Source organism: Pseudonocardia sp. NPDC046786 (assembly GCF_040645415.1).
GTDB lineage: Bacteria > Actinomycetota > Actinomycetes > Mycobacteriales > Pseudonocardiaceae > Pseudonocardia > Pseudonocardia kongjuensis.
This window is the reverse complement of the sequence record NZ_JBEYYF010000016.1, coordinates 119493-133401: the sequence shown is the minus strand read 5'-3', so window position 1 is coordinate 133401 and position 13909 is coordinate 119493. Positions and strand designations below refer to the sequence as shown.

General features: G+C 73.8%; 13 protein-coding genes. 5 read left to right on the top strand and 8 right to left on the bottom strand.

Features of this window, described 5'->3' with window-relative positions; all coding sequences use genetic code 11:
• Nucleotides 1-90: 90 nt before the first annotated feature.
• From ABZ881_RS20200 to ABZ881_RS20185, 4 genes are all read right to left on the bottom strand, one after another.
• Entirely contained in the window at nucleotides 91-900 is an 810-nt protein-coding gene (locus ABZ881_RS20200; protein ID WP_358486612.1) for a TauD/TfdA family dioxygenase, read from the bottom strand.
• 62 nt (nucleotides 901-962) lie between these two features.
• Nucleotides 963-1820 carry an ABC transporter permease gene (locus tag ABZ881_RS20195; protein WP_344025156.1) on the bottom strand — a complete coding sequence of 286 codons (858 nt, stop codon included), beginning with the start codon at nucleotides 1818-1820 and terminating at the stop codon, nucleotides 963-965.
• A gap of 24 nt (nucleotides 1821-1844) precedes the next feature.
• Nucleotides 1845-2786 carry an ABC transporter permease gene (locus tag ABZ881_RS20190; protein ID WP_344025154.1) on the bottom strand — a complete coding sequence of 314 codons (942 nt, stop codon included), beginning with the start codon at nucleotides 2784-2786 and terminating at the stop codon, nucleotides 1845-1847.
• 7 nt (nucleotides 2787-2793) lie between these two features.
• The gene (locus ABZ881_RS20185) at nucleotides 2794-4356 is read right to left on the bottom strand and encodes an ABC transporter substrate-binding protein (protein ID WP_358486609.1); all 1563 of its coding nucleotides are present in this window, start codon (nucleotides 4354-4356) and stop codon (nucleotides 2794-2796) included.
• Nucleotides 4357-4513: 157 nt separating this feature from the next.
• Here ABZ881_RS20185 and ABZ881_RS20180 point away from each other — a divergent pair, with 157 nt between their 5' ends.
• The gene (locus tag ABZ881_RS20180) at nucleotides 4514-5812 is read left to right on the top strand and encodes an MFS transporter (protein WP_358486608.1); all 1299 of its coding nucleotides are present in this window, start codon (nucleotides 4514-4516) and stop codon (nucleotides 5810-5812) included.
• Nucleotides 5813-5840: 28 nt separating this feature from the next.
• Here ABZ881_RS20180 and ABZ881_RS20175 read toward each other — a convergent pair whose 3' ends face one another.
• The 4 genes from ABZ881_RS20175 to dnaK form a co-directional block, all read right to left on the bottom strand.
• A complete protein-coding gene (locus ABZ881_RS20175) occupies nucleotides 5841-6251 on the bottom strand; it encodes a helix-turn-helix transcriptional regulator (RefSeq protein ID WP_344025188.1) in 411 nt (136 codons plus the stop codon).
• 68 nt (nucleotides 6252-6319) lie between these two features.
• Nucleotides 6320-7546, bottom strand: a complete 1227-nt coding sequence (gene dnaJ / locus ABZ881_RS20170; RefSeq protein WP_358486606.1) for a molecular chaperone DnaJ — start codon at nucleotides 7544-7546, stop codon at nucleotides 6320-6322.
• Nucleotides 7547-7634: 88 nt separating this feature from the next.
• Nucleotides 7635-8378 (bottom strand): nucleotide exchange factor GrpE, encoded by a 744-nt coding sequence (gene grpE / locus ABZ881_RS20165; protein WP_358486604.1) that lies wholly within the window; start codon nucleotides 8376-8378, stop codon nucleotides 7635-7637.
• Nucleotides 8375-10249, bottom strand: coding sequence for a molecular chaperone DnaK (gene dnaK / locus ABZ881_RS20160; RefSeq protein WP_358486602.1), 1875 nt, complete (start codon nucleotides 10247-10249; stop codon nucleotides 8375-8377). The genes grpE and dnaK overlap by 4 nt, the downstream gene beginning before the upstream one ends.
• A 68-nt stretch (nucleotides 10250-10317) precedes the next feature.
• Between dnaK and ABZ881_RS20155 the strand changes: the two genes are divergently transcribed.
• The 4 genes from ABZ881_RS20155 to ABZ881_RS20140 all read left to right on the top strand — a co-directional run bounded on the left by ABZ881_RS20155 (nucleotide 10318) and on the right by ABZ881_RS20140 (nucleotide 13631).
• On the top strand, nucleotides 10318-11034 hold the full coding sequence (locus ABZ881_RS20155; protein ID WP_358486601.1) for a DUF3558 family protein: 717 nt from the start codon (nucleotides 10318-10320) through the stop codon (nucleotides 11032-11034).
• A 73-nt stretch (nucleotides 11035-11107) separates the two neighbouring features.
• Complete coding sequence (locus ABZ881_RS20150) at nucleotides 11108-11485, top strand: hypothetical protein (RefSeq protein WP_358486599.1); 378 nt, start codon at nucleotides 11108-11110, stop codon at nucleotides 11483-11485.
• Nucleotides 11482-12807, top strand: a complete 1326-nt coding sequence (locus ABZ881_RS20145; RefSeq protein WP_358486598.1) for a hypothetical protein — start codon at nucleotides 11482-11484, stop codon at nucleotides 12805-12807. The genes ABZ881_RS20150 and ABZ881_RS20145 overlap by 4 nt, the downstream gene beginning before the upstream one ends.
• Nucleotides 12804-13631 (top strand): ESX secretion-associated protein EspG, encoded by an 828-nt coding sequence (locus tag ABZ881_RS20140; RefSeq protein WP_358486596.1) that lies wholly within the window; start codon nucleotides 12804-12806, stop codon nucleotides 13629-13631. The genes ABZ881_RS20145 and ABZ881_RS20140 overlap by 4 nt, the downstream gene beginning before the upstream one ends.
• The last annotated feature ends 278 nt before the right edge of the window (nucleotides 13632-13909 follow it).

The following is a 13909-nucleotide window of genomic DNA, read 5'->3' as shown; positions in this document are numbered from 1 at the left end:
GCTCCACGAGTACAACCACCACCGGCCCCACTCAGCAATCGGGAAGGCCGCGCCCATCACCAGGTTGACCAACCTGGCTGGGCATCACAGCTAGAACGCCTCGGTCGTCCGGACCGACAGCACGTGCAGGATGCGCGAGCCGGTGAAGGCGTCCCGGCCGTGCAGGAACCGGTAGTTGTCCAGGATCAGCAGGTCACCGGCCTCCAGCCGGAACCGCGGGGCGGCCTCGAACGCGGTCGCCAGCAGATCGGCGTACTCCTCGATCCGCGCCAGGTGCGCGTCCCACTCCGGCTCCCGCGGAACCGGAAGCGCGTAGTCGCTGGCCCGCACGGCACGCCGGCCGCCGCGGGTGTGCTCGACCATCCGGCGCAGCAGCGGGACGGCCGGGACACCCCGCGGCGGGTTCACCCGGCTGCCGAAGAAGTCGACATCGTGCCCGGTCAGGAAGCGGTGCAGGCCGGGATGGTCGGTGGCCAGCCGGTCGACCAGGGCGTACCCGTCGACCAGCACCGAGTCGCCACCGGCCGGCGCCGGGGACGAACAGTGCATCAGCAGGACGTCCTCGTCCGGGTCGCGCAGCCGCACGGTGCGGCCGTGCACGTCGCCCTCGAGGTACGCACCGTCGTTGTGCAGGCCGAGCACGGGCGAGTCGGTGCCGCCCTGCGGCCGGATCCCGAACAGCTCCCGCAGCCGACCGCCGAGCACCGTGGCCGCCGCGACGACCAGGGCCTCCGGGTCCTGCCCGGCGCCCGGTACCCGCACCACGCCGTCCGCCTCGAGCACCGCGCGGGCACCGGCGAGGGCGGCCGCACGGGGCACGACGCCGGTGCCGTCCACCAGGTCCTTCAGCTCGGGCCGGGACTCGCCCCGGCGCCTCCCGTCGGTACCGGTCTGCGCCACGGTGGGCCTCCGTTCGTGCCGTTCAGGTGCTGTCGCACCAGTCTGGCAGGAACGATCCGTTCTCAGTACTGGCCGGACGGACCGGTCCAGCGGCGCTCCAGGGCCCGGCCCAGCGCCGTCACCAGCAACGCCGTGCCCACCACGGCGGCCGCGGGCAGCAGCACCAGCTGCGGCGCGTTGAACAGGAACTGCCTGCCCTCGGCGAGCATCGCGCCCCACTCCGGGGTCGGCGGCTGCGGGCCGAGGCCGAGGAACGACAGCCCGGCGACCGTCAGCAGGATGTTCGCGAACCGCAGGCACAGGTGCGACAGCAGCGGCCGGGTCAGGTTGGGCAGCACGTGCCGGAACGCGATCCGGGCCGGGCCGGCCCCGATCGCCACCGCACCCTCGACGTACTCGCGGTTCCGTTCGCGCACGACGAGCTGGTAGGTGAGCCGGGCGAACGGCGTCCATCCGGCGACGACGATCGCGATCAGCAGCGTCCACAGGCCCGGCGCCCCGCCCGACGCGGCCACCACCACCAGCCCGATGAGCACCGCGGGGACGGCCACCAGGACGTCGATCGTGCGCTGGAACAGCTGCCCGGCGGCCCGGCCCGCCCACCCGGCGAGCACGCCGAGCAGGGTGCCGATCAGCGCGCACAGCGCGAGCGCGACGAGCGTGAAGCCGACCGAGATCCGGGCGCCGACCGCCAGCCGGGCGAGCATGTCCCGGCCGAGCTGGTCGGTGCCGAGCGGATGCTCCGGCGAGGGGCCCGCGAACCGGGCGCCCAGGTCGTTGGCGGTCGGGTCGAGCGGCAGCAGGGCGAGCAGCACCAGCGCGCCGAGCAGCACGACCGCGCCGATCTGCAGTGGCCGCCGCACCCGATCGCCCCATCCCTCCGTCACGTACCCGCGTCCGGCCATCGCCTCCGCGCTCATCGGACCGCGCTCATCGGACCGGGCTCATCGGACCGCGCTCCGGGCCACCGGATCGAGCGACAGGGCGAGCAGCTCGGCGAGGATCCCGGCGAGCGCCGCGACCATGACGACCGCGAGCAGCCCGGCCTGGACGACCGGGAGGTCCTGACCCAGGACCGCGTCGTAGAGCAGCCTCCCGAGCCCGGGGACGGCGAACAGCACCTCCACGACGACCGAGCCGCCGAGCAGCCCGCCCAGGAACAGCCCGGACATCGAGGCGACCGAGGTCAGCGCGAGCCGGCCGCCGTGCCGCCAGAGCACGATCCGGTCGGACAGTCCCTTCGAGCGGGCGACGGTCACGTGCGGCCGGGCGAGCGCGTCGACCGTCTCGGCGCGCACCAGCTGGGCGGCCAGCGCGGCCGGGAACGCGGCGAGGGTGAGCACCGGCAGCACGGCCTGCGCGGGCGTGCCCCAGCCGGTCGCCGGGAGCAGCGGGAGGGTCACCGCGAACGTCAGCACCAGCACCGTCCCCAGCACGAACTCGGGCACCGCGACGCCCAGCACCGATCCGGTGGTGAGCGCGCGGTCGAGCCGGCCGCCGGGGCGCCGGGCGGCGCGCACCCCGGCCGGGATCCCGACCAGGCCGGCGACGACGATCGCCGCGACGGTCAGCACGAGCGAGACCCCCAGCGCGGGCCACAGCAGGCCGGACACCGGGGTCCGGGTCACGTAGGAGATGCCGAGGTCGCCGGTGAGCAGTGCACCGGACCAGGCGAGGAACTGGTCGAGCCAGCTCCCGTCGAGGCCGTACTGCTCGCGCAGCGCCGCCAGCACGACCGGATCCGGCTCGGCCTCCCCGGTGCGGCTGCGCAGCACGGCCAGCGCGGTGTCCTGGCCGGAGAACCGGGGCAGCAGGAACACCAGCACCGCCGCCGCGACGAACACGAGCGGCAGCGCCAGCAGCCGCCGGACCAGCAGGGCGGTCACGCCCGGGTCATCCGGTCCTGGCCAGCCCCGGCACGACCAGGGTCTTCGCCAGCGGGTCGACGGTGTAGCCGGCGACCCGGTTCCCGACGCCGTTGGCGCGGGTGTGCACCAGCGGCACGCCGACCGCGTCGGTGTTCAGCTGCTCCGCGGCCCGGGCGAAGATCTCCTGCCGGGCCTGCGGGTCGGTCTCGGTCGCGAGCGGCGCGATGAGCGCGTCGAACTCCGGCGAGCAGTTCCGGTTGATGTTGTACGAGCCGTCGCAGCTGTAGTCCGAGGTCAGGGTGGCGCCGGCGTCCGGGACGTCGATCAGGTAGCTGCGCGAGAGCAGGTACATGTCGTAGTCGCCGCCGAGCAGCGCCGGCTCCCGGGCGTCGTAGTCGCCGACCTGGATGTTCGCCTCGATCCCGGCCGCCCGCAGCATCTCCTGCACCGCGGTCGCCAGGGTCGGCAGCTCGGCGCGGGTGCTGTAGGTGCCCAGCTCCACCCGCAGCGGGTTGTCCGGGCCGAATCCGGCCTCGGCGAGCAGCTGCCGGGCGCGGACCGGGTCGGCGGGCGGCGGCGGGTCCTGCGATCCCCAGCTGACGGCCGGGCCGAACAGCTCCGAGGCGGGCACCGCGGACCCGGCGAGCGCCTGCTCGCCGAGCGCGGTCCGGTCGACGGCGGCGGTGACGGCCTGCCGGACCCGGATGTCGTCGAACGGCGCCCGCGACTGGTTGAGCAGCAGCGACGCCGTCCGCGGGGCGGCGACGGTCTCGTTGGTGTACTCGTCGCCGGTGAACTCCAGGGCCGCCGCCTCGGGCAGCTCCTGGGCGATGTCGGCGTCCCCGGCGCGCAGCGCGAGCGCGCGGGCCGACGGGTCGGGCACGAAGTTCGCGGTGATCGCGGCGAGCTGCGGCCGCTCGCCCCAGTAGGTGTCGTTGCGCTCCAGGGTGACCGACTGGGTGCCGTTCACCTGGGTGATCGTCATCGGGCCGGTGCCGGTGCCCTGCACCGCCGGCGGTGTCGCACCGAACGCCGACGGCGCGAGGATCGCGGCGTTCGCGCTGCTCAGGCGCAGCGGCAGGATCGGGTCCGGCGCGGTGGTGGTGATCCGGACGGCGTCGGCCCCGTCCGCGGCCGCCGCCAGGCCGATGCCGCGCAGCGCGCGCGGCGGCGCCTCGACGCCCGCGGTCCAGTTGAGCGCGGTGGCGACGGCCTCGCCGGTGAGCGGCTCGCCGTTCTGGAAGGTGACGTCCGGACGCAGCTCGAAGCGCCAGGTCCGGGGATCGTCGGCCTGCTGCTCCCAGCCGGTCGCCAGCGCGGGGCGCGCCTCGCCGTCCGCGCCGGAGGCGACCAGCGACTCCGTCACACCCAGCTGGGACAGGACGAACGCGTCGTCGGTGTCCACCGCGTAACCGGCCCCCGGGCCGAACGCCATCGCGAGCGTCAGCTCGCCGTCCGGGACGATCTCACCCGTTCCGCCGCCCGGGCCACCACAGGCGGTGAGTATCGCGGCACTCGCGGCGAGTGCCGCGGCGACACGGAGTGGGGAACGACGGCGTCGTGCGACGGCGACCGGAACGGCGGGCATGCGATGGGTCCTCTCCGGCGCCACGGATCAGGTGTCACCCGGCGCCCGGAAGATCCTCGGAAAGGGTGAGCAGATGGTCAAGCAAGTGCTGGCATGCGCATATCTACCTACTGCCATCGAGTCGCTGCTGCAAGAGCCGACCTGATACCACTTGTCCGTGCTCCGCAGCCTGCTCCGCCGTCCGGCGGATCCCGAGTCGGACCCGCGCCCGCCGGCGCCGCCGCGCGCCGGCCGCTGGGCCCGGTTCGGCGCGCTCCCGCCCGTCATGAAGCTGCTGATCTCCACTCAATTGGCTTTCAACGTCGGCTTCTACATGGTCCTGCCGTACCTGGCGACGCACCTGGCGGAGGATCTCGGGCTGGCCGCGGCGGCGGTCGGGCTGGTGCTGGGCCTGCGCACGTTCAGCCAGCAGGGGCTGTTCGTCGTCGGCGGCGCGCTCACCGACCGGTTCGGCGCGAAGCCCGTCGTGCTCGTCGGCTGCGTGCTGCGTGTGATCGGTTTCATCCTCCTCGGCGCCGCCGGGACGCTGCCCGCGGTGATCGGCGGGGCGCTGCTGACCGGGTTCGCCGCGGCGCTGTTCTCCCCCGCGGTGGAGTCGTCGCTGGCGCGCGAGGCGGGCGAGCGCGAGCGGGCCGGGGAGGGGCCGCCACGGACCGAGGTGTTCGGGATGTTCGCCGTCGCGGGCCAGGTCGGGACGGTCACCGGGCCGCTGGTCGGTACCGCACTGCTGCTGGTCGACTTCCGCACCGCCTGCCTGGTCGCGGCGTTCGGGTTCGTCCTGGTCGGGCTCGCGCACTGGCGCTGGCTGCCGTGGCGGACCGCGGAGCGGGCCGGTTCCCCGATCCTCGCGGGCTGGGGCGAGGTGCTCGGCAACCGCAGGTTCATGGTCTTCGCCGCCGGCTACTCGGGCTGGCTGCTCACCTACAACCAGCTCTACCTGGCGCTGCCCGCCGAGCTGGAGCGGGTCGACCGGACCGCGGCGCTCGGCTTCCTGTTCGTGATGATGTCGGTGCTGGTCATCACGCTGCAGCTGCGGGTGACGGGCTGGTCGCGCCGGCTCGGCGCCGGCCGGGCGGTGGTCCTGGGCTTCTGCCTGATGGCCGCGTCGTTCCTGGTGGTCGCGGTCGCCCGGCTGCTGCCTGACCTGCCGGGATGGTGGGTGCTCGCACCGGCCGTCACGATGGTGCTGCTGCTGACCTTCGGCGAGATGTTCGCGGTGCCGGTCGCGCAGGACCTGGTGCCCCGGCTCGCCGGGGAGCGGCGGCTGGGGGCGCACTTCGGGGTGCTCGCCTCGTTCGGCGGGCTGATGGTGCTCATCGGGTCGACCACCGTCGGGGCGCTGCTCGATCCGGCGTTCCCGCCCGCGCTGCCGTTCCTGGTGCTGGCGGCGGTCCCGCTGGCGGGGGCGCTGGTGCTCGGCCTGCTGGCGCGCCGGGGCGCGCTGGCCGCCGCCTGACCAACCCGGCGTGCCCGGCCCGGCGCGCTCAGTCCGGTGGGGCCGGCCGCCAGCGGACGACGGCCTGCCGCCGGTCCACCGGGACCAGGTCGCGACGGTAGGAGCGGTGCACCGCGGCGGTGGCGTGCGCGGCCGCGGCCCGGACGGCGTCCAGCTCGGCGGTCGTCTCCTCCAGCCGGGCCCGCAGCTCGTCGACCAGCTGCTCCAGCTCGATGATCCGCTTCACCCCGGCGAGGTTGACGCCCTCGTCCTGGGAGAGCCGCTGCACCTCGCGGAGCAGGGCGATGTCGCGCTGGGAGTACCGGCGCCCGCCGCCGGCCGCCCGGCCCGGGCTGACCAGCCCGAGCCGGTCGTAGCTGCGCAGCGTCTGGGCGTGCAGCCCGGACAGCTGGGCCGCCACCGAGATGACGAAGACCGGGCTGTCGTGGGCGACGCCCACCGCCTCCTCGTCCGGGTCGTCCGGCCGCCGGGAGCCACCCGGGGGTCGTCCGGATCCGGCCACCGCACTCACCTCCTGGCGTTACCGAGCAGATCGGCCCGTGGGTCGTACGACTTCGTCGCCTCGGCGTAGGCCTGCAGCGCCGCGGTCGCCGACTCGTCCAGCTTCTGCGGCACCGCGACCTCGACGGTGACCAGCAGGTTGCCCTTCTTGCCGTTCTTGCGCTCCACCCCGCGACCGGCGACCCGGAACGTGCGCCCGCTGGCGGTCCCGGCCGGGATCTTCAGCGAGACGGTGCCGTCGAGGGTGGGCACCGTCAGCGTGGCACCCAGCGCGAGCTCGGGGAAGGTCACCGGGACGGTGAGGGTGAGGTCGTCCGGGTTCTTCTTCGAGCGGCCGAACAGCCGGTGCGGCGTGACGGAGATGGTGACGTACAGGTCCCCGGCGGGTGCCCCGCCGCGGCCGGGCTCGCCCTGACCGGCGAGCCGGACCTTCTGCCCGTTGTCCACACCGGCCGGCACCCGGACGGTCAGCGACCGGGTCCGGGTCGAGACGCCGTCGCCGTGGCACTCGGGGCAGGGGTCGTCGATGATCCGGCCGGTCCCGCGGCAGTCGCGGCACGGCTCGGAGAACGAGAACGCGCCCTGGCTGCGGCTGACCAGCCCGGCACCGGCACAGGTGGGGCAGGTCCGCGGGGCGCTCCCGGGCCGGGACCCGGTGCCGCCGCACCGCTCACAGCGCCCGGGCGAGGACAGCGTGATCGGGACGGTGGCGCCACGCACCGCGTCATCGAACGAGATCGTCAGGCTGCTCTCGACGTCCTGCCCGCGGCGGGCGCCGGTCGGGCCGAAACCGCCACCGCCGCCACCGCTGTTGTTGCGGGCCGCGCGGCCGAAGATGTCGCCGAGGATGTCGCTGAAGTCGCCGGATCCGCCCGCGCTCTGACCGAACAAGTCGTTGATGTCGAAGCCGCCCGCGCCGCCGCCCGCGCCGGGACGGCCGCCGGCGCCACCGGGGAAACCGCCGCCGGCGCCGAAACCGCCGAAGCCGCCGCCACCGGCGAACATGGCGCGGGTCTCGTCGTACTCCTTGCGCTTGGCCTCGTCACCGAGCACGCCGTAGGCCTCGGACACCGCCTTGAAGCGGGCCTCGGCCTTCTCGTCGCCCGGGTTCGCGTCCGGGTGCAGCTCGCGGGCGAGCTTGCGGTACGCCTTCTTGATCTCGTCCTGGGACGCCGTCGAGGAGACGCCCAGCTCGCGGTAGTAGTCCTTCTCGATCCAGTCGCGCTGGGTCACTCCGCCTCCTTCCCGTTCACGCCCGCGGTGCGGCGGGTGCGTCCCCGCATCCCGCCGCACCGCGCGGCAACGTCCCTGTTCACACCGGTCAGGCCCGGTCGTCCCCGCCGGGCCGGCCTGTGTCGCCGGCGGCGGGCTCCGGATCCCCGGATCCCGCCGGGTCCGGTGCGACCTCGGCCTCCGGCCGGTCCTGCACGGTCACCATCGCCGGCCGGAGGATCCGGTCGGCGATCCGGTAGCCGCGGCGCAGCACCGTCGACAGCACGGTGACCGTCGGGCCGGAGCCCTCGGCCGGCTCGTGCTGGACGGCCTCGTGCAGCTGCGGATCGAACAGCTCGCCCTCGGCCCCGAAGGACTCCAGGCCCAGCTTGGTGACCACGCCGGTGACCTTGTCGGCCGCCGACTTGAACGGCCCGGTCAGGTCACCGTGCTGCTCCGCGCGCTCGAAGTCGTCGAGCACGGTGAGCAGGTCGCTGACGAACGAGACCTTCGCCGAGAGCTGGGTCTGCTCCCGGTCCCGGTCCGCCCGTCGCCGGTAGTTCGCATACTCGGCGGAGACCCGCTGCAGGTCCGCCGTGCGCTCGGCGACCTCCGCGGTCAGCTTCTCCACCTCGGGATCGACCCCGTCGGCCGGACCCGCGACCGGGTCCGTGCCGTCCGGGGCCGGGGCCGCCGCGTGGGCGGCCCCGGTCTCGTCGTTGCTGCGGACCTCACCGGTCTCCGGATCCACCTTGCGGCGGTCCCGGAAGGTCACCGGCTCCTGCTGCCTGTCCTGCTCGTCACCGTCTGCCATGTCGACCGTCCCGTCTCCTGGATGGCCGTGCGCCGTCACTTGTCGCCCTTGTCCTTGTCGTCGTCCACGATCTCGGCGTCGACGACGTCGTCCGGCTGCTCCCCGGTCGCACCGGCGTCGGCACCGGCGGCACCGGCTCCGGCCGCGCCCGCGGCGCCCTCGGCGCCGGGCTGGGAGTACAGGGCCGACCCCATCTTCTGGGACTCGGTGGCCAGCTTCTCCATGGACGTCTTGACGGCCTCGTGGTCGGTGCCCTTGAGCGCCTCCTGGGCCTCGCCCAGCGTGGCGTTCACCGAGTCCTTGACGTCGGACGGGAGCTTCTCGTCGTTCTCCTTGAGGAACTTCTCCGTCTGGTAGACGAGGGTCTCCGCCTGGTTGCGGGTCTCCGCCTCCTCGCGACGCTTGGCGTCCTCCTCGGCGTGCGCCTCGGCCTCGGCCACCATGCGGTCGATGTCGTCCTTGGACAGCGCCGAACCGCCGGTGATCGTCATCTCCTGGCTCTTGCCGGTGCCCATGTCCTTGGCGGACACGTTGACGATGCCGTTGGCGTCGATGTCGAAGGACACCTCGATCTGCGGGACGCCGCGCGGGGCCGGCGCGATGCCGGTCAGCTCGAACATGCCGAGCTTCTTGTTGTACGCGGCGATCTCACGCTCGCCCTGGAAGACCTGGATCTGCACCGACGGCTGGTTGTCGTCCGCGGTGGAAAAGATCTCCGAGCGCTTCGTGGGGATCGTGGTGTTCTTCTCGATCAGCTTGGTCATGACGCCGCCCTTGGTCTCGATGCCGAGGGACAGCGGCGTGACGTCGAGGAGCAGGACGTCCTTGACCTCACCGCGGAGCACACCGGCCTGCAGGGCGGCGCCTGCGGCGACGACCTCGTCCGGGTTGACGCCCTTGTTGGGCTCCTTGCCGCCGGTCAGCTCCTTGACGAGCTCGGTGACGGCGGGCATCCGGGTGGAGCCACCGACGAGCACGACGTGGTCGATCGCGCTGACCGAGATGCCGGCGTCCTTGATGACCTGGTTGAACGGCTGGCGGGTGCGGTCGAGCAGGTCCTGGGTGATCCGCTGGAACTCCGCGCGGGACAGCGTCTCGTCCAGGAACAGCGGGTTCTTGTCCGAGTCGACCGTGATGTAGGGCAGGTTGATGCTGGTCGAGGACGAGCTGGACAGCTCGATCTTCGCCTTCTCCGCAGCCTCACGCAGCCGCTGCATCGCCATCTTGTCCTTGGTCAGGTCGATGCCCTGCGAGCTCTTGAACTTGTCGACGAGCCAGGTGACGATCCGCTCGTCCCAGTCGTCGCCACCGAGGTGGTTGTCGCCGTTGGTCGCCTTGACCTCGACGACGCCCTCGGCGATCTCCAGCAGGGACACGTCGAACGTGCCGCCACCCAGATCGAAGACCAGGATGGTCTGCTCCTTCTCGCCCTTGTCCAGCCCATAGGCCAGCGCGGCCGCGGTCGGCTCGTTGACGATCCGGAGCACGTTCAGACCGGCGATCTGGCCGGCCTCCTTGGTCGCCTGCCGCTGCGCGTCCTCGAAGTACGCGGGGACCGTGATGACCGCGTCGGTCACCTCGTCGCCCAGGTAGGCCTCGGCGTCCCGCTTGAGCTTCTGCAGGACGCGGGCGCTGATCTCCTGCGCCGCGTAGGTCTTGCCGTCAATGTCCGGCGTCTTCCAGTCGGTGCCGATGTGGCGCTTGACCGAGCGGAAGGTGCGGTCGGAGTTCGTGACGGCCTGGTTCTTCGCGGACTGACCGGTGAGAACCTCACCGTTGCGGGCGAACGCGACGACCGACGGAGTGGTGCGGGCACCCTCCGAGTTCGCGATCACCGTCGGCTCGCCACCCTCGAGGACGGCGACGACGGAGTTGGTGGTCCCGAGGTCGATACCGACCGTACGAGCCATGGTGACTGCCTCCGTGTAGTACGAGTATGAGTGCGTCCGGCTCAAGTTGTACCAGGCCGGGGAGCACGGTGCGCATCGCCCTTGAGTGGGCCCTGCTCAACTTGCTCTCACGCTGGTCAACGGACGCCCCCGCAGAGTTGTTCCAACTCGGCTCAACTTTTCGCGCGTTCGGGCGTGCGGGTGGTGGGCCGCGGGCTATCCTGTGGATCTTCCATCGCGCAACGGAGGACGACGTGGGCCGATCAGGTTGGCGCGGCACGACCGTCCTGCTGGTGCTCCTCGGCATCGCCACCGCCGTCGCCGGTTGTTCCGCCGACGAGTCTGCGGGCCCCTTCCCCGACCGCCCCCGGGACATCGACGTGTCCCGGCTCGATCCGTGCATGCTGCTCGGCGCCCCGGGCCGGCAGGTGCGCGGTGTCGGACAGGGGGAAGCCGATGAGCAGATCGTCGAGGGCCTGGCCGCCCGCAGCTGTTCCTGGAACAACTTCGACAACGGCCGGAGCTACAGCGTCCAGCTCATCGGCATGGAGGCGGACCGCGCACTCGGTCAGGGGCGGGTGGTCGAGACGATCGCCGGCTACGGGGCCGTACGACAGACGGAGTTCACCGACTCCGCCCCGATGTGCGCACTGATCGTCGACGTGCACTCCGGACAGAGCATGCGCGTCGTCGCCCAGTCGGTGCTCGACGTCGACGGAGCCCCACGCCCCATCGGCTTCGTCTGCGACGACGCAGCCACCCTCACCGCCGAGATCCTCGAGGGTGCTCGAACCGCCCAGGGCTGACTCCTGTTCGCCTCTGCAAACGAGGATGGAGGATCGCCTGCCGGACGGCGCCGCGAGCCATAGCGTCCCGTCGATGAACATCGACGCCCGGGCACCGCGGGGAGCCGCATCCGACCCGCTGATGCTCCAGATCGACGGCTCGAACGTGCTCGGAGTGCGGAACCGGCTGCAATTGCAGGCCGAGCAGATGCAGCGGATCCTGCACCGGGCGACCCTCGAGTGCAGGGTCACGCCGTGTGGTCAGGACCTGGTGTCGCTCGACGCGGCAGCGTCGTTCGACCGGAAGATCAGACACATCCTGCAAGCACACACGGACCATCTGAACAAGATCAACGAGGCCGTGCACCGGCTGACCGAGGCGGCCCGGCAGTACGGCTACACCGATTCCGCGATCGCGGAATCCCTGGCGGCCGCGCGGCCCGGCCCGTCGGGCACGGGCGGCTCGCCGTGATCCGCTGCTACAACTTCGCGGCGTTCGACATGGCCACCAAGTTCGGCTGGATCGACGGACAGCCCGGCCTCGCCGCCGCCACCCAGACCTCCGCCGGCCTCACGAACCTGACGACCGCCTTCCAGGAGGCACAGCAGACGACCGAGCGTGAGGGCACCGAGCTCGAGGTCGCCTGGCTGGGCACGGCCTCCGACGCGGCCCGGAACTCGCTCGCCGCCACCTCCTCGGGGATGGCGGACACCGCCGCCGTCACCGGCAACGGCGCCGAGCGGCTCGTCGACCACGGACACTCGTTCGAGACGATGCGCAAGCAGATCACCTACGTGGACCCGGCCGACCACAGCTGGTTCCAGCGCGCGGTCGACAACACGTCGGAGGCGTGGCACTCGCTGTGGGGACGGGGCGCGGACCACGTCACGATCGCCGAGCGCAACCTGGCGAACGACGAGATCGCCAACCGGGCGCTGGACCGCTACGCCGCCGAGACCTCCGCGACCGACGACGACTTCGCCGGCGCCGCCCCACCGCCGGCCGGCGGGCCGCCCGGGACCGGCCAGCAGGGCGGCGGGGGTGCCGGTGGCGGGCCGGTGGCGGGCCCGGACACCCGCACGGTGCCCACGCCGATCACCGGTCCCGGCGGTCCCGCCCCGGGGCCGCTCGCGCCACCGGGCACCGGCGGTCCGGACATCCCGGAAATCGGTGGTCCCGGCGGGCCGCACGTCCCGGGCGGCGGGGGCTCCGGGGGGCAGACCGGCCCGCCCGGACCGGAGGTACCGGAGCCGCCCGACACGCACCGGCCGGACACCGTGAGCCAGGCCGAGGTCGTGGCCGGTCCCCCCGAGCGGCTGCCGGGCCCCAGCACACCCCCGGGACCGGAACGGCCGTGGACGCCCGAGCGGCCGGCGGCGCCGTTCGGCCCGCTACCCGGCCCGGGGGGCCCGCTGCCCGGCCCGGGTGGCCTGCGCACCGGCGACCAGCTCGCCCGCGACTTCGCCGAACGGGCCCGGCAACAGCAGCTGGTCCCCGGCCCCGGGCGCGGTGCGGGAGCGCCCGAACCGCACCCGGAACCGGGGCGCGGCGGCGGATGGGGCCCGCCGGGCGCCCGGCCCGGCCCGGCCGATCCCACGACGTACACGGGCCGGCCCGCGGAGGCCCGCGGTTCCGGCTTCCCCGGCGGGTACGGCCCGATGTCCGGCGCCGGCGCCGGGACCGGCGGCGGGCAGGACCACCGCAACCGCTACGTCGTCCCCACCGACGAGGTCTTCGACATCGACGTGACGGCCACCGACGCCGTCCTCGGCCCGGACGAGGACCACCGGTGACCGGCCGCGCGCCGGGTGCCGCCGCACCGGGGCCGCTTCTCGACTGGCGACGGGCGACCGTGCTGGGCGCCGCCGAGTTCGACGTCGCCCGCGACCTGCTGGACCTGGGCCGCGGCCCGGCGGTGCTCGGCGTGCTCAGCCCCGGCCCGACCGACGTCGAGCGGGCCGGGGTGGTCCGGGCGGCGACCCGGTCGCTGGCCGCGCGCGGACTGCTCGGCGCAGGCGGGTTCCGATCCGCCCTGGTCGACGACCTGCGTACCGTCGTCGCACCTGAGTTCCAGCACGATCTCGTCGTCTCCCCGCCCACCGCCCAGCAGGCGCTCGTCGGGTACCGGTCCGGGCGGGCCGTGCTCGCCACCCGGATCGGTGACGACGTCGCGCTACTCCGGGTGCCGCCCGAGCAGGCCGCCGCCGCCCTGGTGGAGCTGCTCGGGCCGCTCGCCCGCGGACCGGGCCCGACCGTGCGGATCCCGGCGCGGGTGCTCGCCGGCGCCGCCGCCGCGGCGGGCGACCGCACCCGCTGGGTGGCCGAGCTGCTACGGCGCGGCTGCTCGGGCGCCGAGGCCGAGCTCGTCGCGCGGATGGGCGACCTGCGCGGCCTCGCCCAGCTCGGCGCCGGGCGGTCCGGGCCCGGCGGGCGCCGGGCGCCCGCGGTGCTGCTGGTGCACGTCACCGCGCAGGGCTGCTACTACCAGCGGCGGCCCACCCCGGCGGTGATCGGCGGACCGCCGCCGGACGGCGCGACGGTGCAGGCCGGCCCGGCCGACGCCGCGACCCTGGTCGCGGAGCTGACGGCCCTCACGGCCCGGACGCCACCCGGATAGGCCCGGCCGGCCGGTGCTCAGCCCCTGGTCAGCAGGTCGGCCGAAAGGTCGGGAGCGGTGGACACCTCACCGAGCCGGCCGACGTCGTCCAGCGCGTCGAGCGGTGCGACCGTGCAGGAGGTCAGCGCGGCGCGGACAGTACGGCGGGACCACGAGGCCGGCGCCCAGCCCCAGCACCGCCGCGACGATGCACCAGGTCAGCCTCGCCGAGCTCGACGAGGTCTACGAGATCCGGCGGACGCTGATCCCGATCGCGGCCCGCGAGCGGGTCCGCACGC